This window comes from Streptomyces parvus (assembly GCF_032121415.1).
Lineage (GTDB): Bacteria > Actinomycetota > Actinomycetes > Streptomycetales > Streptomycetaceae > Streptomyces > Streptomyces globisporus_A.
The window spans coordinates 26286-41929 of record NZ_CP135079.1; the positions used below are offsets into that span (position 1 = coordinate 26286).

General features: G+C 70.7%; 12 protein-coding genes. 7 read left to right on the forward strand and 5 right to left on the reverse strand.

Annotated features, from left to right (window positions below; all coding sequences use genetic code 11):
- Positions 1-114 precede the first annotated feature (114 nt).
- The 4 genes from RNL97_RS01035 to RNL97_RS01050 are packed head-to-tail and all read left to right on the forward strand — an operon-like array spanning position 115 to position 4251.
- The gene (locus tag RNL97_RS01035; protein WP_313750269.1) at positions 115-1284 is read left to right on the forward strand and encodes a glycosyltransferase family protein; all 1170 of its coding nucleotides are present in this window, start codon (positions 115-117) and stop codon (positions 1282-1284) included.
- A complete protein-coding gene (locus RNL97_RS01040; protein ID WP_243312932.1) occupies positions 1281-2381 on the forward strand; it encodes a glycosyltransferase family 4 protein in 1101 nt (366 codons plus the stop codon). Before RNL97_RS01035 ends, RNL97_RS01040 begins: the two co-directional genes overlap by 4 nt.
- The gene (locus RNL97_RS01045; protein ID WP_030587434.1) at positions 2378-3406 is read left to right on the forward strand and encodes a glycosyltransferase; all 1029 of its coding nucleotides are present in this window, start codon (positions 2378-2380) and stop codon (positions 3404-3406) included. Before RNL97_RS01040 ends, RNL97_RS01045 begins: the two co-directional genes overlap by 4 nt.
- On the forward strand, positions 3391-4251 hold the full coding sequence (locus RNL97_RS01050) for a glycosyltransferase family 2 protein (protein WP_243312934.1): 861 nt from the start codon (positions 3391-3393) through the stop codon (positions 4249-4251). The genes RNL97_RS01045 and RNL97_RS01050 overlap by 16 nt, the downstream gene beginning before the upstream one ends.
- A 484-nt stretch (positions 4252-4735) precedes the next feature.
- On the opposite strand, the gene RNL97_RS01055 is transcribed toward RNL97_RS01050, so the two are convergent.
- The 3 genes from RNL97_RS01055 to cynR all read right to left on the reverse strand — a co-directional run bounded on the left by RNL97_RS01055 (position 4736) and on the right by cynR (position 9218).
- Positions 4736-6784, reverse strand: a complete 2049-nt coding sequence (locus RNL97_RS01055; RefSeq protein ID WP_030587440.1) for a CocE/NonD family hydrolase — start codon at positions 6782-6784, stop codon at positions 4736-4738.
- Between the two features lie 80 nt (positions 6785-6864).
- Positions 6865-8145, reverse strand: a complete 1281-nt coding sequence (locus RNL97_RS01060; protein WP_313750270.1) for an ATP-grasp domain-containing protein — start codon at positions 8143-8145, stop codon at positions 6865-6867.
- 164 nt (positions 8146-8309) lie between these two features.
- The gene (cynR, locus tag RNL97_RS01065) at positions 8310-9218 is read right to left on the reverse strand and encodes a transcriptional regulator CynR (protein ID WP_030587446.1); all 909 of its coding nucleotides are present in this window, start codon (positions 9216-9218) and stop codon (positions 8310-8312) included.
- Positions 9219-9342: 124 nt separating this feature from the next.
- On the opposite strand from cynR, the gene RNL97_RS01070 reads away from it, so the two are divergent.
- The 3 genes from RNL97_RS01070 (at position 9343) to RNL97_RS01080 (ending at position 13840) form a co-directional block, all read left to right on the forward strand.
- A complete protein-coding gene (locus tag RNL97_RS01070) occupies positions 9343-9918 on the forward strand; it encodes a carbonic anhydrase (protein WP_243312937.1) in 576 nt (191 codons plus the stop codon).
- A 91-nt stretch (positions 9919-10009) separates the two neighbouring features.
- Positions 10010-10480: a cyanase gene (cynS, locus tag RNL97_RS01075; protein ID WP_243312939.1), complete on the forward strand. Its 471-nt coding sequence runs from the start codon at positions 10010-10012 to the stop codon at positions 10478-10480.
- 357 nt (positions 10481-10837) lie between these two features.
- On the forward strand, positions 10838-13840 hold the full coding sequence (locus RNL97_RS01080) for a 3-keto-alpha-glucoside-1,2-lyase-like domain-containing protein (protein ID WP_313750271.1): 3003 nt from the start codon (positions 10838-10840) through the stop codon (positions 13838-13840).
- Between the two features lie 167 nt (positions 13841-14007).
- Here RNL97_RS01080 and RNL97_RS01085 read toward each other — a convergent pair whose 3' ends face one another.
- Positions 14008-14634 carry a DUF998 domain-containing protein gene (locus RNL97_RS01085; protein ID WP_030587458.1) on the reverse strand — a complete coding sequence of 209 codons (627 nt, stop codon included), beginning with the start codon at positions 14632-14634 and terminating at the stop codon, positions 14008-14010.
- A gap of 163 nt (positions 14635-14797) precedes the next feature.
- On the reverse strand, positions 14798-15595 hold the full coding sequence (locus RNL97_RS01090) for an alpha/beta fold hydrolase (protein ID WP_030587461.1): 798 nt from the start codon (positions 15593-15595) through the stop codon (positions 14798-14800).
- Positions 15596-15644: the final 49 nt, after the last annotated feature.

The window sequence follows — 15644 nt, forward strand, 5'->3', positions numbered from 1 at the left end:
GAGTGGGCGAACGCGAATCGCTCCGGCACGGGCACCGCCGTACGGTGCGAGGCACGGCTCTCCTGCCGACCACGGCCCTGGGGGAGGTCAGCATGACCGAACGAGGAGTCCATCGTGGCCGAGCCACTGGCCCACCACCGTCCGGGCGGAAAGCCGCTCGGAACGGCCGCCACGCGCCGCGGGGTGAGAACAGCAGAGCGCCACGGGTCCGGCCGGGCATCCGGGTCAGCCGGCATCATCCGGGTCGCGTCGGTCCCCGCCAACCACGTCTATGTGCGCCACCTCTCCCCGCCCGAGGGCGACCGGGTGACACGGCTGGCCGACCCCCGCCCCTGCGGCGCTCCGAGCGGTTCCCAGCAGTGGTGGCCGCCGGTCATGCTCGACCCGGGATGGGTGGACGAACACGCGGACACCTTCGACGTGTTCCACCTGCACTTCGGGTTCGACGCGCAGACTCCGGAAGCGTTGCGCGAGCTGCTCGGGACGCTGCGCAGGAACGGGAAGCCCCTGGTCTACACCGTCCATGACCTGGCCAACCCCCACCATCTCGACGAAGGCGAGCACCGGGCGCAGCTGGACGTGCTCGTCCCCGGCGCGGACCGGCTGATCACGCTCACCCCGGGCGCCGCCCAGGAGATCGCCGCACGGTGGGGTCGCACCGCGACCGTCCTGCCCCATCCGCACGTCGTCGAGCCCGCCGGACTGCTCCGCCCGCGGCCGCGGAACGGCCGGTTCACCATCGGGCTTCATGCCAAGAGCATCCGTCCCAACATGGATCCCCTGCCGGTGGTCCGGGTGCTCGCGGACGTACTGCCCGAACTCCCCGGTGCGGTGCTCCGCGTCGACTGTCACCCGGATGTCGACGACCCCGAAAGCCACTGGTACGCGCCCGGAGTGCTCGACGAACTGCGGAGGATGAGCCGCGAGGGGCGGCTGGAGCTCAGCGTGCACGACTACTTCGACGACGACGCCCTGTGGGACTACCTGATCGGCCTGGACGTGTCCGTGCTGCCTTACCGGTTCGGCACCCATTCGGGCTGGCTCGAGGCCTGCCACGACCTCGGCACCACCGTCGTCGCACCTTCCTGCGGCTTCTACGCACAGCAGCGCCCGTGCCTCATCTACGGGCACGACCGGCAGGGTCTGGATGCGGCGTCCCTGCGCGATGCCGTGCGCACTGCCTACGCGGAACGTCCCGCCTGGCGTGCGGACCCGGTGGAGCGGGGGGCCGAGCGCTTCCGGATCGCCCGGGCCCACGAGGCGATCTACGAGGCGCTCCTGTGACCCGCGGCCCGGACAGCCCCGCGCAGCCGTCAGCCGCACCGCTGCGCATCGCACTGATCGCCTCCGCTCGGCACCCGATCACCGAGCCCTTCGCCGGTGGTCTGGAAGCGCACACCTGGACGCTCTCCACGGCTCTGCGGGCCCGTGGGCACGAGGTCACCGTCTTCGCGGGGCCCGGCTCCGATCCCGCGCTGGGCGTGGTCGAGATGCCTCTGCGTCCGGCTCGGATCAGTGAGAGCGCCTGCCGGGACACGAGCATGGTGGCCGCGCCGTGGCTGGAGGAGCATCACGCCTATCTCCAACTGATGCTCGAACTGACGCGCGGGCCTTCGCGGTACGACCTCGTGCACAACAACAGCCTGAACTACCTGCCGGTGGCGATGGCCCCCGCGCTCACCGTCCCGGTGGTCACCACGCTGCACACCCCGCCCACCCCCTGGATCGAGTCGGCCATCCAGGTCGCACCCCACTGCCCGGTCCACTTCAACGCGGTCAGCGCCCACACGGCTGCCGCCTGGCGGCACATCGTCCCCGCCGCCGCCGTCGTACGCAACGGCATCGACACCCGGCGCTGGAAGCCCGGCCCCGGCGGCGAGGACCTGGTCTGGTCGGGGCGGATCGTTCCGGAGAAGGGCGCACACCTGGCGATCGAGGCCGCGGAGCTGTCCGGCCGACGGCTGCGGATGGCGGGACCGGTAGGAGACGCCGCTTACTTCGAGGCGTACGTCCGCCCCCGGCTCGGCCGCACCATCACCTACGAGGGCCACCTCCACCAACCGGATCTGTGCGAGCTGGTCGGGTCCTCGGCCGCGGCCGTCGTCACCCCTTGCTGGGACGAGCCGTACGGGCTGGTGGTGGCGGAGGCCCTGGCCTGCGGGACACCCGTCTGCGGATTCGCCCGGGGCGCGCTTCCGGAGATCGTCACGCCCGCGTGCGGCCGGCTCGTACGGCCAGGCGACAGCACGGCGCTCGCGAAGGCCGTCGAGCCGACGATCGGCCTCTCCCGCGCCGACGCCCGTCGGCATGCGGAAGCCTGCTGCTCCATGGAGGCCATGACGGACGGTTACGAACGCTTCTACCGGTCGGTCTCGGCATGATCGGCTACTACGTACACCACCAGGGCAACGGCCATCTCCATCGTGCCCGGTCCATCGCAGCACATTGCCGCCCCCTCACGGTGACCGGGCTCTCCTCCCTCCCCGCGCCCGACGACTGGCCCGGTCCATGGGTTCGCCTGCCGAGGGACGACGACGGCGACCCGACCGCGTTCGGTGATGTGACGGCGGGCGGGCGACTGCACTGGGCGCCGGTCCTGCACACCGGGCTCCGGGGGCGCATGGCACGGATCGCCGAGTGGATCGCGGCGGCGTCACCGGCGCTCCTGGTGTCCGACGTATCGGTCGAAGTCGCCCTGCTGGCCCGCCTCCTGGGGACCCCGACCGCAGTCGTGGCGATGCGCGGCGAGCGCACGGACGCACCGCACCTCACAGCCTACGACCTGGCGGAGCTCCTCCTGGCCCCGTGGCCGTCGACGCTGCCGGAGCCCGGTTGGCCGGGGCACTGGAGGGCCAAGACGGTGCACACAGGAGCCTTCTCCCGGTTCGACGGCCGCTCCCCCGCACCGGCGGACGAGCCGACGGACGGGACGCGTCAGGTGCTTCTGCTCATGGGCTCGGGCGGCCGCGACATCTCCACCGCCGAGGTCGCCGCGGCACGGGCCGCCAGCCCCGGTTGGCGGTGGGGGATCCTGGGCGGCCCGGACGGGCGATGGTCGGCGGACCCGTGGCCGGCGCTGTGCGCGGCCGACGTCGTGGTCACCCACGCCGGCCAGAACGCCCTCGCCGAATGCGCCGCCGCGCGGCGGCCGGCGGTGGTGGTGCCGCAGGAGCGTCCCTTCGGCGAGCAGGCGGCCACGGGACGTGCTCTCACGCGGGGCCGCCTGGCCCTCGTCGCACCCCGGTGGCCGGACGCCGACGACTGGGCCGGGCTCCTCGAACAGGCTCTCGCCCACGGCGGAGACCGCTGGTCGCAATGGGCGCCCGGCGACGGCGCGGCCCGCGCCGCCCGCGCCCTGGCCGATGTCGCGTCCAGGCGAAGGACTTTGTCATGCGCACCGCGGTGATCACTCTGGCCGCCGGGCGGCACCGGCACCTGACGCTCCAGCATCTCGGCCTCGCGGCCGGTTCGCGCACCCCTGATCAGTACGTGGTCGTCGCGATGGATGATCCGGAACTCAGCGTGGTTGTGGGCGGCCGGGAGCCTGTCGCGACGGTCGTCGACTGCCCTGTGGCGAACGGGAATCTGCCCCTGGCCCGCGCCCGGAACCTGGGCGCCGCCCGCGCGGTGGACGGCGGCGCCGAACTGCTGGTGTTCCTGGACGTCGACTGCGTCCCCGGCGAACGGCTGCTGGAGCGCTACCGGCACGCCGCCCTCGACACCGAGCACCGGCGCTCGCTGCTCTGCGGCACCGTCTCCTACCTGCCGCCCCCGGGCCCGTACGGGTACCGACTCAGCGAGCTGGGTGAGCTCGCCGAGCCCCACCCCGGCCGTCCGATTCCCGCGCCGGGGGAGCTGCGCCGGAGTGAGGACCACGCACTGTTCTGGTCCTTGTCCTTCGCCGTGACGGCGGAGACCTGGCACGCCGTCGGCGGCTTCTGCGAGGAGTACGAGGGGTACGGCGGCGAGGACACCGATTACGGTCAACGAGCCCGCGCGGCGGGCGTCCCGCTCACCTGGGTCGGCGGCGCCCCGGCCTTCCACCAGCACCACCCCGTCTCCGACCCGCCGGTGACGCATCTGCACGACATCCTGCGCAACGCGGAGACCTTCCACCGCCGATGGGGCTGGTGGCCGATGACCGACTGGCTCGACGCGTTCGCCGAGCGCGGACTCGCCCACCGGAACCCCGCCACCGGCCGCTGGTCCCTGGGTCCGGAACCCGGACACCCTCGTCCCGACGCGGGGTGACCCCCACAGCGCGCCAAGGAGAGGACTTCCACCGTCTCCTCGACGGTCTTCGCCAGGCGGGCGAGCATGCTGCGGTGACGCAACTGCACCAGAGCGTCCACCACGGTGTTGTGGAACTTCGCGGTCGGCCCCCGCAAGGGGTGCTCGTCGATGATCACCAGCGTGTTCCGCTCCCAGGGGCGGATTGTCAGCGCGATCCGGGCCGTGCCCAGCCGCCCGCTCTCGGCCTCGATGCAGGGCCTCGCAACGGCGAACGGCGGTGCGCCCTCGGGCGGTCCACCGGCCCAGCCTGACCGAGTAAGTGATGCTCGCGTCCACATGTGGCCAGATGCCCTCGTGTGGGGAGGCGTACGTCGCCCCTCTGTACCCCGCAGCGCGGGGTACAGAGGGGCGGGGGCCTTTTCGCGCCGTGGACCGGAGCGTCGAGGAGCCGAACTGTCTCGGCCGCATCCTCTGCCGGTGCGTCACCGGTGGACGTCCCGGCCTAGACCCTCGATCGGGGCACGTCCTCGTTCCACGTACGGGAAAACACGCGGCGGCCGCCCTCGTAACCGTCCAGTGTCGCGTCCACGTGGAAGGCGTCCTTGTCCGAGGTCAGGACGGTACGCGTCTCCACCCGCACGTCCCACCCGGGTCGGCCGAAGCTCATGGTCCAGGCCGACTCGCCACGCACCGAGGCGAAGTCCTCGGCCACCCAGCTGTAGCGCTCCCGCGCGCGCAGGCCGACGTCGATGCCGGTGTCCTCGTATCGCCGCATCCCCTGGTCTTTCACGATGTCGAGCACGGACTGGTAGTTCACGAGGTCACGTGTGACCGTCCATGCCTGCTCCGGTTCGCTGAGCTGGGTGACGGCCGACGGCGCACAGCCCTCGGGCTCACCGAACGGGCGCAGCTCCGCGTCCGTGGCGACGTCCTGGTCACGGACCGGGAGCGTGAGGGCGCTGCCGGTCTCATACACAGTGAGCAGGACCGGCTCGGGGGCGGGCCAGACCAGTGGCCAATAAGAGGTGGACAGGGAGAGCCGGATGCGGTGACCGGGCGGGAATGCCTGTGCCACACCGTGCAGAGGGACTCGGACCGTGTACCGCTCCCCCGGGGCGAGCTCGCTCGGCTCGGCAACACTGTCCCTGTGGGCGAGGTTGAGCACCCCGTAGGTGACCCGGGTGGAGCGCCCGTCCGGGGCGACGTCGGAGAGGCGGACGTTCACCTGCGCGACGGGGGCGTCGGCCGACACGGCGATGGTCACGGAGGGGGCGCCGAGGATTTCCACGCGTTCGGTCAGGACGTCCGTCTGGAAGACGAGCGAGCCGCCGTCCTCTTCGCGCTGGTCGTAGGGCAGGTCCGGCGGGGCGTTGTAGGACGCCCACTTGCCGGCGAACTGACCCACGGACAGCGGGGACTGGACGGTGTGGGCGCGCTCCTGGTCCTGCGGCCCCTCCGCGGCGTCCGCGGTGGAGTCGGGTAGCAGGAGCCGGTGGTCGTGGAAGGGCAGGACCGTGTCCGTGACATGCGGTGAGGGCCAGGAGGGTTCGCCGATCCAGCGGCCCGGACGCTCCTCGTAGGAGGTGGAGGGCGGGACGCTCTCCTGCATCCAGGTGCGGAGCATGGGTCCCTCCATCACACCGTTGTCCCGGCCCTTGAGCCAGTGGTCCCACCAGCGCACCACTTCCTGGAGGTAGCCGATGGCGGGGCCCGGCTCCCCCAGGTGGGGGAGCTTGTGCGACCAGGGGCCGATCAGCCCCTTGCGAGGCACGTCGACATGGCGCAGCAGGCGGGTGACGGCGTTGGAATAGCCGTCGGCCCATCCGCTGGAGGCGAGGACCGGGCAGGCGAGTGCGCTGTAGTCCTCGCTGAGACTGGCGTGGCGCCAGTAGGCGTCGCGCTGCGGATGGCGCAGCCACTCCAGCACCCAGGGCTTGGCGGCCTGCAGACGCTCTTCCCACATATCGCGCCAGCGGTCGCCGACCACGGCAGGGTCGGGCGGACAGGTGGCGTAGGCGAACATGGTGCCGGCTTCGGCGAGGTTGTCGGAGAGCATGGCGCCGCCGAGGTAGTGCATGTCGTCGGCGTACCGGTCGTCGGTGAAGGAAGAGATGCAGATGGCGCGCAGGCTCGGGGGCCGGCGCGCGGCGACCTGGAGGGCGGCGAACGCGCCCCAGGAGATGCCCATCATGCCGGTGGCGCCGTCACACCAGGGCTGGTCGGCCAGCCAGGCGAGCGCGGCTTCGGCGTCGGCCTGTTCCTGTTCGAGGTACTCGTCGACGAGGACCCCGTCGGACTCGCCCGTGCCCCGGATGTCGACCCGGACGCAGGCGTAACCGTGCCCGGCGATGTAGGGGTGGTGGATGGAGTCCCGCGGGGAGGTGAGGTCGTTCTTGCGGTAGGGGATGTACTCGAGGATCGCCGGGACCGGTTCGGTGTCGGAGGAGGTGGGGCGCCAGATCCGTGCCGAGAGCCGGGTTCCGTCGGCCATCGGGATCGTGACGTGCTTTTCCTCCTTGACCGCGTGGGGGAGTTGGTCCACGTGTCGCATGGTGCTGCGGCCTCCTTCGCTGCTGGGGGTTCGGCCTGCTCGGTGCTGTCGGGGACCGGGGCCGCTGTGGAGCGCGTGGGTCAGTCGAAGGACAGGCCGAGGGCCGCCACGGCGCGGTCGAACTTGCGGCGCAGGTCCTCCTCGTCACTCCCCCCGGTGAAGATGTGTGCCACCTCGTAGCTGTAGCTGTCCTGCTGCGAGACGGTGGAGAGCTTCTGGCCCTCCTCGGGGACGACGTCGATGCGGACGCCGGGGATGTCCTTCTCGATCTCGGCGATCCGCTGCGGGCCGGGTATCCGGTGCACCTTGCCGTCGGTGAACCAGCGGTAGTACCACTTCGCCGCCATGGCGTAGTCGCCGCCGCCGCTGGGCAGCGCCGGGTCACGGCCGAGGGCCAAGGCGATCATGCTGTGGTGGTTGGGGACGCCGTCGACGTACTGGAACAGCTCCGCGTGGGACTGGGAGTGGCGGGGGTTGATCTCCAGCAGGCGCACGTCGCCGGTCTTCGGGTCGTAGAAGTACTCGATGCTGAAGGTGGCTTCGTCGAAGCCGATCTGGTGCATGGTGCGCTCGCTGATGTCGTGCAGGGTGCGCACCACATCGGGCGGCAGAGTGCTGGGGTACTGGTGGCGCAGGAAGCAGGGCGAGTCGGGGTAGTTGATCGAGTCCAGCACGCCGTAGACCGTGGGGCGGCCCTCGTGGACGTAGCCCTCGACAGCCACCTGTATCCCTGTCATCGCCTCTTCCGCGAGGCAGACCTCGCCGCCGACGCCGTCCATCTCCTCGGGCAGTTCCAACATGGCGAGCACGGTCTCGAAAGGCCGCCCGACACGACCGATGCCCTTGCGGATCTCCTTCACCGCGGCCTGGAACTCGCGCTCGTCCTTCACTCCGAAAGCCAATTCGGACGAGTAGGCCAGGGCAGGTTTGAGCCACATCGGGAAGGAAACGCCCTCGGGCGGCCGCGGGTCGTCGGTGCCGAGGTCGACGCGGCCGAACCGCGGATAGGCGTCGACCGCCTTGCGCTGCTCCAGCCGGCTCCAGTATTTGTGCTCGCACTTCACCACGGACTCCAGGCTCGTGGTGCGGGTGCCGTACTCCTTGCCGAGGATCGGGACCATGGTGCTGACGGGGAAGTCCCAGTAGCCCACGATCGCGTCGATGCTCCCCTCGTGGGCATCGAGCGCTTTCCGCGCCCGGTCGAGAAGATCGCTCACGCTGACCTCGCCCTCCTGCAGCTCCTCAGGGGTGAGCAGTCCGTGGAAGCGGTAGGCGTCCGCGTCCGGGACGGCTCGCAGAGTGGGCAGATTGGCCTCGTCGAGGCCGACGACGAAGATGTTCAGACGATGATCCTCCGGCACGCGACTGTCCTTTCACTGGGGAACGCTTACGTGTACTCGGGCCGCGTGCCCGTGGACAGTGGGCCCATGCGTCAGCGTCCGTCATGGGATACGAAACCCTCGCGCTCCAAGGTGCCGAGGACCAGTACCTGAGCACCTACCACGGTCTCCGTCTGCCCGGCAGGTCACGGCGCGGGCGGGTAGCCGCGGGTGCGGACGAGGTCGTGGGCGATCCGGGTGAAGGCGCGGGCGGCGGCGCCGTGGTAGGCGCCTTCGCGGTGCAGGAGGGCGACGGTACGGGCGGGCAGGGGCGGGTCGAGGGGGACGGGGGCGAGGTGGGGGTGGTCGTGGGTGATGGCGTCGGGCAGGACGGTGGCCAGGCCCGTGCGCTGGACGATCTCGGTGAGGGCCTGGATGGAGTTGGCCTCGACTGTGACGCGGGGGGCTGCCCGGTGGCGGGTGAGGTACGCGTCGATGTGACCGCGCGTAGCGAAGTCACCGTCGAGCAGGACCAGTTGTCGGCCGGTCAGCTCTCGGACGGGGAGCGGGGAGGTGCGGCCGGCGTCGGTTCGCACGCCGGTGACCAGCGTGAGCGTCTCCGTGAACAGAGCGGTGGCGGCGATGCCGGGGAGGTGGGGGCCGGCGAAGGCGATGCCGAGGTCGAGGTCGTCGGCGAGCAGGGCCCCTTCGACGCGGTCCTGAGGCATCTCCGTCAGCGTGAGGCCGAGGCCGGGGTGATGGGTGTGGAACTCGGCGGCCAGGGGGCCGACCAGGTAGGCGGTGAACGTGGGGGTGACACCCAGGCGCAGATGGCCGCGGGAGAGGTCCTGGACGTCGTGGACGGCACGCTCGGCGGCGGCGAGGTCGCGCAGCGCGCGCCGGGCGTGGTCGGTGTAGACGGCGCCGGCGTCGGTGAGTCGCACCGTGCGGCCGGTGCGGTCCAGAAGCTGCACGCCCAGGGTCCGCTCCAGTTGCTTGACCTGCTGGGAGAGCGTGGGCTGCGAGACGTGCAGCTCCTCGGCGGCGCGGGTGAAGTTGCCATGTTCGGCGACGGCGAGCAGATAGCGCAGGTGACGCAGTTCGAGAGCGGCCATGAACCTCACTATAGGTGGGGTCGATAGTGGTTAGACACAGATGCTCTTGGACGCTATAGGTACAGGTCATGCATGGTGGATCTCGCCAACCCCAGGGGCCGATCACCCTCCGAAGGGAGTGACCATGCAGGACCTGACCGAGGGCGTCGCCCGTTTCCAGCGGGACGTCTTTCCGGCAAAGGCGGAACTGTTCGCTCGTCTGGCGACGCGGCACACGCCGCACACACTGTTCATCAGCTGCTCGGACGCCCGCGTCGTCCCCGAGTTGATCACCGGCACCGAGCCGGGTGATCTGTTCGTCATCCGCACCGCCGGCAACCTGGTGCCCGCCTACTCCCCCGAGGCCGACGGGATCGCGGCGAGCATCGAGTACGCCGTCGCCGCGCTGGGTGTCGACGACATCGTCGTCTGCGGTCACTCGGCGTGCGGCGCGATGACCGCGCTCGCGGAGAACCACGACCTCAGTGGCGCCCCGGCGGTCGCCACCTGGCTGCGACACGCGGACGCCTCGGTGGCGCGTACGTCCGCCGACGGCGACCTCTCCACCCCGGCACGGCAGAACGTGCTGGCCCAGCTGGCGAATCTGGCCACCCACCCCTCGGTCGCCCACGCACTGGCGCAGAGCAGGGTCGCCCTGCACGGCTGGGTCTTCGACATCCCCACCGGCCGCGTTAAGGACCTCACCGCCCCATCAGCCTGACGCCCACGGCTCCGCCTCCCCCCCCCTCCTCTCCCCTCGCCGCTCCACCCTTTTCGTGAAGGGGCCACGCTGAGACAAGGACGTACTGATCATGGTGCACGCACAGCTCGACCCGACCGCCCGGGAGCCCCTGGCCGCCCAAGCCGTGGCGGCCAAGACCCTCAAGAACCTGTCCCGGCAGCAGATCGCCGACGCCTCGGGCCTGTCGGTGGCCTACACCACCGCCGCCGTTCTCGGCCAGCACCCGCTGCCGGCGGCGTCCGCGAAGGCCGTGGCCGAGCTGCTGGGCCTGGACGCCGAGGCGGCGGTGTTGCCGCAGACCATCCCCGTCCGCGGTTCGATGCCGAACCGGATTCCGACCGACCCGACGATGTACCGCTTCTACGAGATGCTTCAGGTCTACGGCACGACCCTCAAGGCCCTGGTCCACGAACAGTTCGGAGACGGCATCATCTCCGCGATCAACTTCCGGCTCGACGTGAAGAAGGTCGCCGACCCCGAGGGCGGCGAGCGCGCCGTGATCACCCTGGACGGCAAGTACCTGCCGGCCAAGCCCTTCTGACCGGCACCGATACGGCGCGTACGCGTCGGTCCGCAGGCGTCCCCCGGGCCGGATCCGCTCACCGCTGGTCCGGATCGCCGTCGTTCCACCCAGGTGTACTGATGAAACGTCAGATCCCTTGCGTGGCAAGAGGTTTGGCTACTTTGCATCAACACCCGCGAACTTTGAACACAGTGGTGACGAAGTATGGACGCCGCCGGTAGAAGCCTCCTACTGTTCTCGGCGCAGCCACCGTCAGCCCCCTTGTCCGGACGAAGCGCTGCCCCAGCCGCACGAGCCGAACGTTCACCCCCGGGCGCCGGGTGGCCCCACCCACCGCCGCGACGCGCCCCTCGCTGCGAGGGGCCAGGAGGAAGAATGCAACCACGGCCGCTCCACCGTTGCCGCAGACACCTCACCGGTCTGCTGGTCTCCGCGTTTCTCGTCGGCGGCTTCGCCGCCTCACCGGCCACCGCCGCGCCGGCGCCGAGGCCGCAGGACGAACTCCCGCCCCAGGAACCGGGCGTCACCCTGCGCGTCTTCGATGTCCAGGTCCCCCTCGACAAGCTGTGCGACATCAAGGCCGGACAGACGCCGAACGTCGACAGACTGATGCCCGGCATCGACTGGAGTTCGCCGGACGACTTCGGCTTCAGCGACCGCTTCGTCTCCCAGGTCACCGCCAACCTGACCGTCCCGCAGGACGGCTCCTACGCCTTCCGCCTGGTCAGCGACGACGGCTCGCGGCTGCGGATCAACGACGCCACCGTCATCGATCACGACGGGCTGCACGGCGCGGAGCCCAAGGACGGATCGGTCGAACTGACCAGGGGTCACCATGCCTTGCGCATCGACCACTTCGACCGCACCGGCGGTCAGCAGGTCACCCTCCAATGGAAGCCGCCCGGCGCCGCGGACTTCGCCGTCGTGCCGAACTCCGTGCTCAGCACCGACGCCGACGTCGTACGGGTGACAGCACCGGGTCGCAAGGAGTGCGAAGGCGTCCTCGACTCCCCCGGCGACGGGCTGCCGCTGACCGGGACGCACCCGGACTACGCGCTCACCGATCTGCGACCGGCGGGCTTCGAGCCACAGGTCACCGCGATGGACTGGCTGCCCGACGGCCGGCTCGCCGTGACCACCTGGGGCGGCACCGACACCACCGCCGGCGAGGTCTACCTCCTCGACAACGTCCAGGGCGAGACCGATGCGGGGAAGGCGACCGCCAAGAAGGTCGCCGACGGGCTCAAGGAGCCCATGGGCATCAAGGCCGTCGACGGCAAGCTGTACGTCTCCCAGAAGCACGAACTCACCGAGCTCACCGACGCCGACGGCGACGATGTGACCGACGAGAAGCGGACCGTCGCCACCTGGCCGTACGGAGGGAACTTCCACGAGTTCGCCTTCGGGCTGCTGTACCGGGACGGGTATTTCTACCTGAACCTGTCCGTGGCGATCGACCTGGGCGGGGCGACCACCGATCCGCAGCCGGCGCCGAACCGGGGTTCGACCATCAAGGTGAACAGGGAGACCGGTGAGGTCGACTACATCGCCGGTGGTCTGCGTACGCCCAACGGCATCGGCTGGGGTCCCGAGGGCGACATGTTCGTCCTCGACAACCAGGGCGGCTGGCTGCCCTCCTCGAAGCTGCTCCACATCAAGCAGGACCGCTTCTTCAACCACTACACCAACCCCTCGGGCCCCTTCGACGACAAGCCGGTCACCAAGCCGGTGCTATGGCTGCCGCAGAACGAGATAGCCAACTCGCCCAGCACTCCTCTGCAGTTGACCGAGGGGCGGTTCGCCGGGCAGATGCTGTTCGGGGACGTCACGTACGGCGGCATCCAGCGCGCGTACCTGGAGAAGGTCGACGGCGAGTACCAGGGCGCGGTGTTCCGCTTCACCCAGGGTCTCGAAGCCGGTGTCAACCGGATCAGCATGGGACCGGACGGCGCGATCTACGCCGGCGGCCTCGGCGCGGGCGGCAACTGGGGCCAGGAGGGCAAGCTGACCTACGGGCTCCAGAAGCTCTCCCCCAGCGGTGACAAGGCCTTCGACATCCTGGCCATGCGGGCCGAGCCTGGCGGTTTTGAACTGGAGTACACCGAGCCTCTCTCCGAGGAGACCGCGGCGAAGCTCGCCGAGAGCTACCGGGCCGAGCAGTGGACGTACGCCCCGACCCCCGCCTACGGCGGCCCCAAGATCGACGAGGAGTCGCTCGACATCAGTGGGGCCACGCTCTCCGAGGACCGCAAGAAGGTGACGCTGACGATCCCCGGGCTCAAGGCGAACCGGGTCGTCCACATCCGCTCGCCGCGCCCCTTCGCCTCCGCCGACGGCACCGAGCTGTGGAGCACGGAAGCCTGGTACACCCTCAACTCGCTGCCGGGCGACCAGCCCCCGGCCACCCAGTACGAGGCGGAGGAGGCCACTCTCACCGGCGGTGCGGGCTTCGACACCGAGCACGCGGGTTACTCCGGCGGCGGCTTCGTCGACAACTTCGGCCAGGAGGGCGCGGCGGTCACCTTCGACGTGGAGGCCGGCGAGGCGGGAACGTACGACGTGGGTCTGCGCTACTCCAACGGGCCGAACCCGGCGCCCGGCACGAAGACGGTGAGCGTCCACGTCAACGGGGAGAAGGTGCGCCGGACCGGGCTGCTCTCCACCACCGACTGGAAGACCTGGTCGACGGGGACCGAACAACTGGAACTGCGCGAGGGCCGCAACACGGTCACCTACTCCTACGACAGTGGTGACACGGGCCATGTCAACCTGGACATGATCACCGTCCACCCGAAGGGCGCCCGAGTCCAGCTCTTCGACGGCACCGACCAGGAGGCCTGGCAGCACCCGGACGGGCGTACGCCCGAGTGGCCGGTGAACGGTGAGGCGATGGAGGTCGCCAGCGGTGACCTGCGCACCAAGCAGGGCTTCCAGGACTTCCGCGCCCACGTCGAGTTCTGGCTGCCGAACCTTCCGCCGGACGTGACCGGCCAGGACCGTGCCAACAGCGGTGTCTACCTCCAGGATCGCTACGAGGTACAGATCCTCGATTCTTACGGCGACACGACGCTCGCGGACAACGAGGCCGGCGCGATCTACACCAAGAAGGCCCCGGACGAGAACGCGGCCACGGCTCCCGAGACCTGGCAGACGTACGACATCACCTTCCGCGCCGCCCGTTACGACGCCTCGGGGGCGAAGACGGAAGACGCCCGGGTCACGGTCGTGTGGAACGGTGTCACCGTCCACGACGACGTCGCCGTCGACGGGCCCACCGGCGGCGGTGCGGCCGAGGGTCCGACGGCCGGAGGGATCAGACTCCAGGACCACGGCAGCAAGATCCGCTACCGGAATGTGTGGATCGAGCCCCTCACCTGAACCCGCCCCGTGCCCTACCGGCCCCCACCGGACTCCGACCTCAGGTCGAGTTCCGGTGGGGGCCATCGCTATTGTGCCCGCGTGACCCCCACAGCCCGGCCCCGGCAGGGGCTCATGGACGGCCACTACGCGGTCCTCGACGCCTGGCTGCGGCGCTGGGCGAGGGCCTAGCGCTTCCGGTCGTCCGCCGGGGCTTCACCCCGGGCCTGTCGCATTACGGCCGTGCGGCAGGAGAGGACGACCAGGAACGGCCACAACGCCTGAAGGAACGTCACGACGCGCTCCGCGACGCCCGGGGCCCCGGCGCTCTGGAGTTCCGCCACGAACCACAAGGCACTCGCGAACATCAGCGCGCTCGCGGCGAGCGACACATCCAGGCGCAACCCCCACGGCACCGGTCTCCCGCCCCGGACGGCGGCCAGCGGTGGCCACGCCGCCAGCAGCACCACGCCCACCGTGGCCACCGCCCCGTGCTCCAGCGCCCCGCCGCTGCTCGGGGCGGGCACCAGGGTCAGGGCCAGCGCGGACAGACCGCCGCCGGCCAGGGTCACCCGGCCGGGGAGAGCCGCCTGCCGGAGGGCGTGCGCCGTCGCCACGTAACACGTCCCCAGCACCAGCAGCATCCCGGTCATCAGCCAGTAACTGGTGGCGCCGTAGGAGGCGAGGACGCTCAGGGTCTCCGCCGCGGGGTCGTACGCGGGTCCCTGGCGCACCTGCGCGATCATCCAGGAGCCGACCAGCAGGACGGGGGCACACCCGGAGGAGACCAAGGCCCACCAAGGAGCAGATCGCATCCAGTCAGCATAATTCGGGCATCTTGCCTTGCCCTGCTCTCCGCCCTCTTCGGCCTTCCGTGCCTCCTGTCGGCGGCCGGGCGAGTGCCAGGGGCGGTCGCCGCCGGCGCGAAGGACGCCCTCCTGCGCATCGAGTGAACCGCAGATCCGGGTGCGATCGCCGTCAGGGTGTGGTGGCCCCGGGCTTCGCGCGGCGGATGGGCATCATCGTCTCCGCCGCCCCCTGCGCCAGGTGGTCGAGGATCAACCGGTTGACGAGAGCCGGCTTCTCCAGCGGGACCAGGTGGGACGCCCCGGGCACGACAGCCAGCTCGGCGTCCGGGATCGCGCGGTACAGGGCCGTGGTGTGCTCCAGCGTCATCATGTCGTCGTCGCCGGACATCACCAGGGTGGGCGCCTCGATGCGGGCCAGGTCCTCGGGTGTCAGCGTCGGCTGGGTGCGCCACATGTCGAGCACCTTCGCGGCCACCACCGGCCAGTGGTCCGGGCCGTCCGGTGCGACGGGGTCGTACAGCTCCCGGAAGAACGCCAGGTCGGGCCCGGACGGCGTCATCGTGTCCAGCATCGACGGCTCGACGAAGCATTCGGGGCCCGGGCGGAAGTTGGCCCCGATCGCGACGGCCTTGCGGACGAGGTCAGGGCGGTCCCCGGCGACGAGGAGCGCGACGACTCCCCCGTCGCTCCAGCCCACCAGGTGCGCCGGCCCTTCGACGACCGCCTCCAGGAAGGCCACGGTGTCGTCGGCCATGTCCTGGTACGTCAGGGGGCCGGGCACGTCGGCCGTGTGCCCGTGGGCGCGCCGTTCCGGCAGGAAGACGCGGTAGGCGGCGGCGAGGTCGGCGCGCTGGGCGCCCCACGTGTCGTTGGTGCAGAAGCCGCCGTGCAGGAGAACGAGCGGATCACCGGCGCCCTCGGTCTCGTACCAGGTCCTGACACCGGGCAGGTCCGCGTACTCACCCATCGTCGATGCCTCTCCGGGGCTGTCGTCGTTCCGCCTTCTCCGGCCAGTC

Coding starts and splice junctions, on each gene's coding strand:
- RNL97_RS01045 (WP_030587434.1), top strand. CDS start 2,378: ATGATCGGCTACTACGTACACCACCAGGGCAACGGCCATCTCCATCGT.
- RNL97_RS01050 (WP_243312934.1), top strand. CDS start 3,391: ATGCGCACCGCGGTGATCACTCTGGCCGCCGGGCGGCACCGGCACCTG.
- RNL97_RS01055 (WP_030587440.1), bottom strand. CDS start 6,784: ATGCGACACGTGGACCAACTCCCCCACGCGGTCAAGGAGGAAAAGCAC.
- cynR (WP_030587446.1), bottom strand. CDS start 9,218: ATGGCCGCTCTCGAACTGCGTCACCTGCGCTATCTGCTCGCCGTCGCC.
- RNL97_RS01070 (WP_243312937.1), top strand. CDS start 9,343: ATGCAGGACCTGACCGAGGGCGTCGCCCGTTTCCAGCGGGACGTCTTT.
- cynS (WP_243312939.1), top strand. CDS start 10,010: ATGGTGCACGCACAGCTCGACCCGACCGCCCGGGAGCCCCTGGCCGCC.
- RNL97_RS01080 (WP_313750271.1), top strand. CDS start 10,838: ATGCAACCACGGCCGCTCCACCGTTGCCGCAGACACCTCACCGGTCTG.
- RNL97_RS01085 (WP_030587458.1), bottom strand. CDS start 14,634: ATGCGATCTGCTCCTTGGTGGGCCTTGGTCTCCTCCGGGTGTGCCCCC.
- RNL97_RS01090 (WP_030587461.1), bottom strand. CDS start 15,595: ATGGGTGAGTACGCGGACCTGCCCGGTGTCAGGACCTGGTACGAGACC.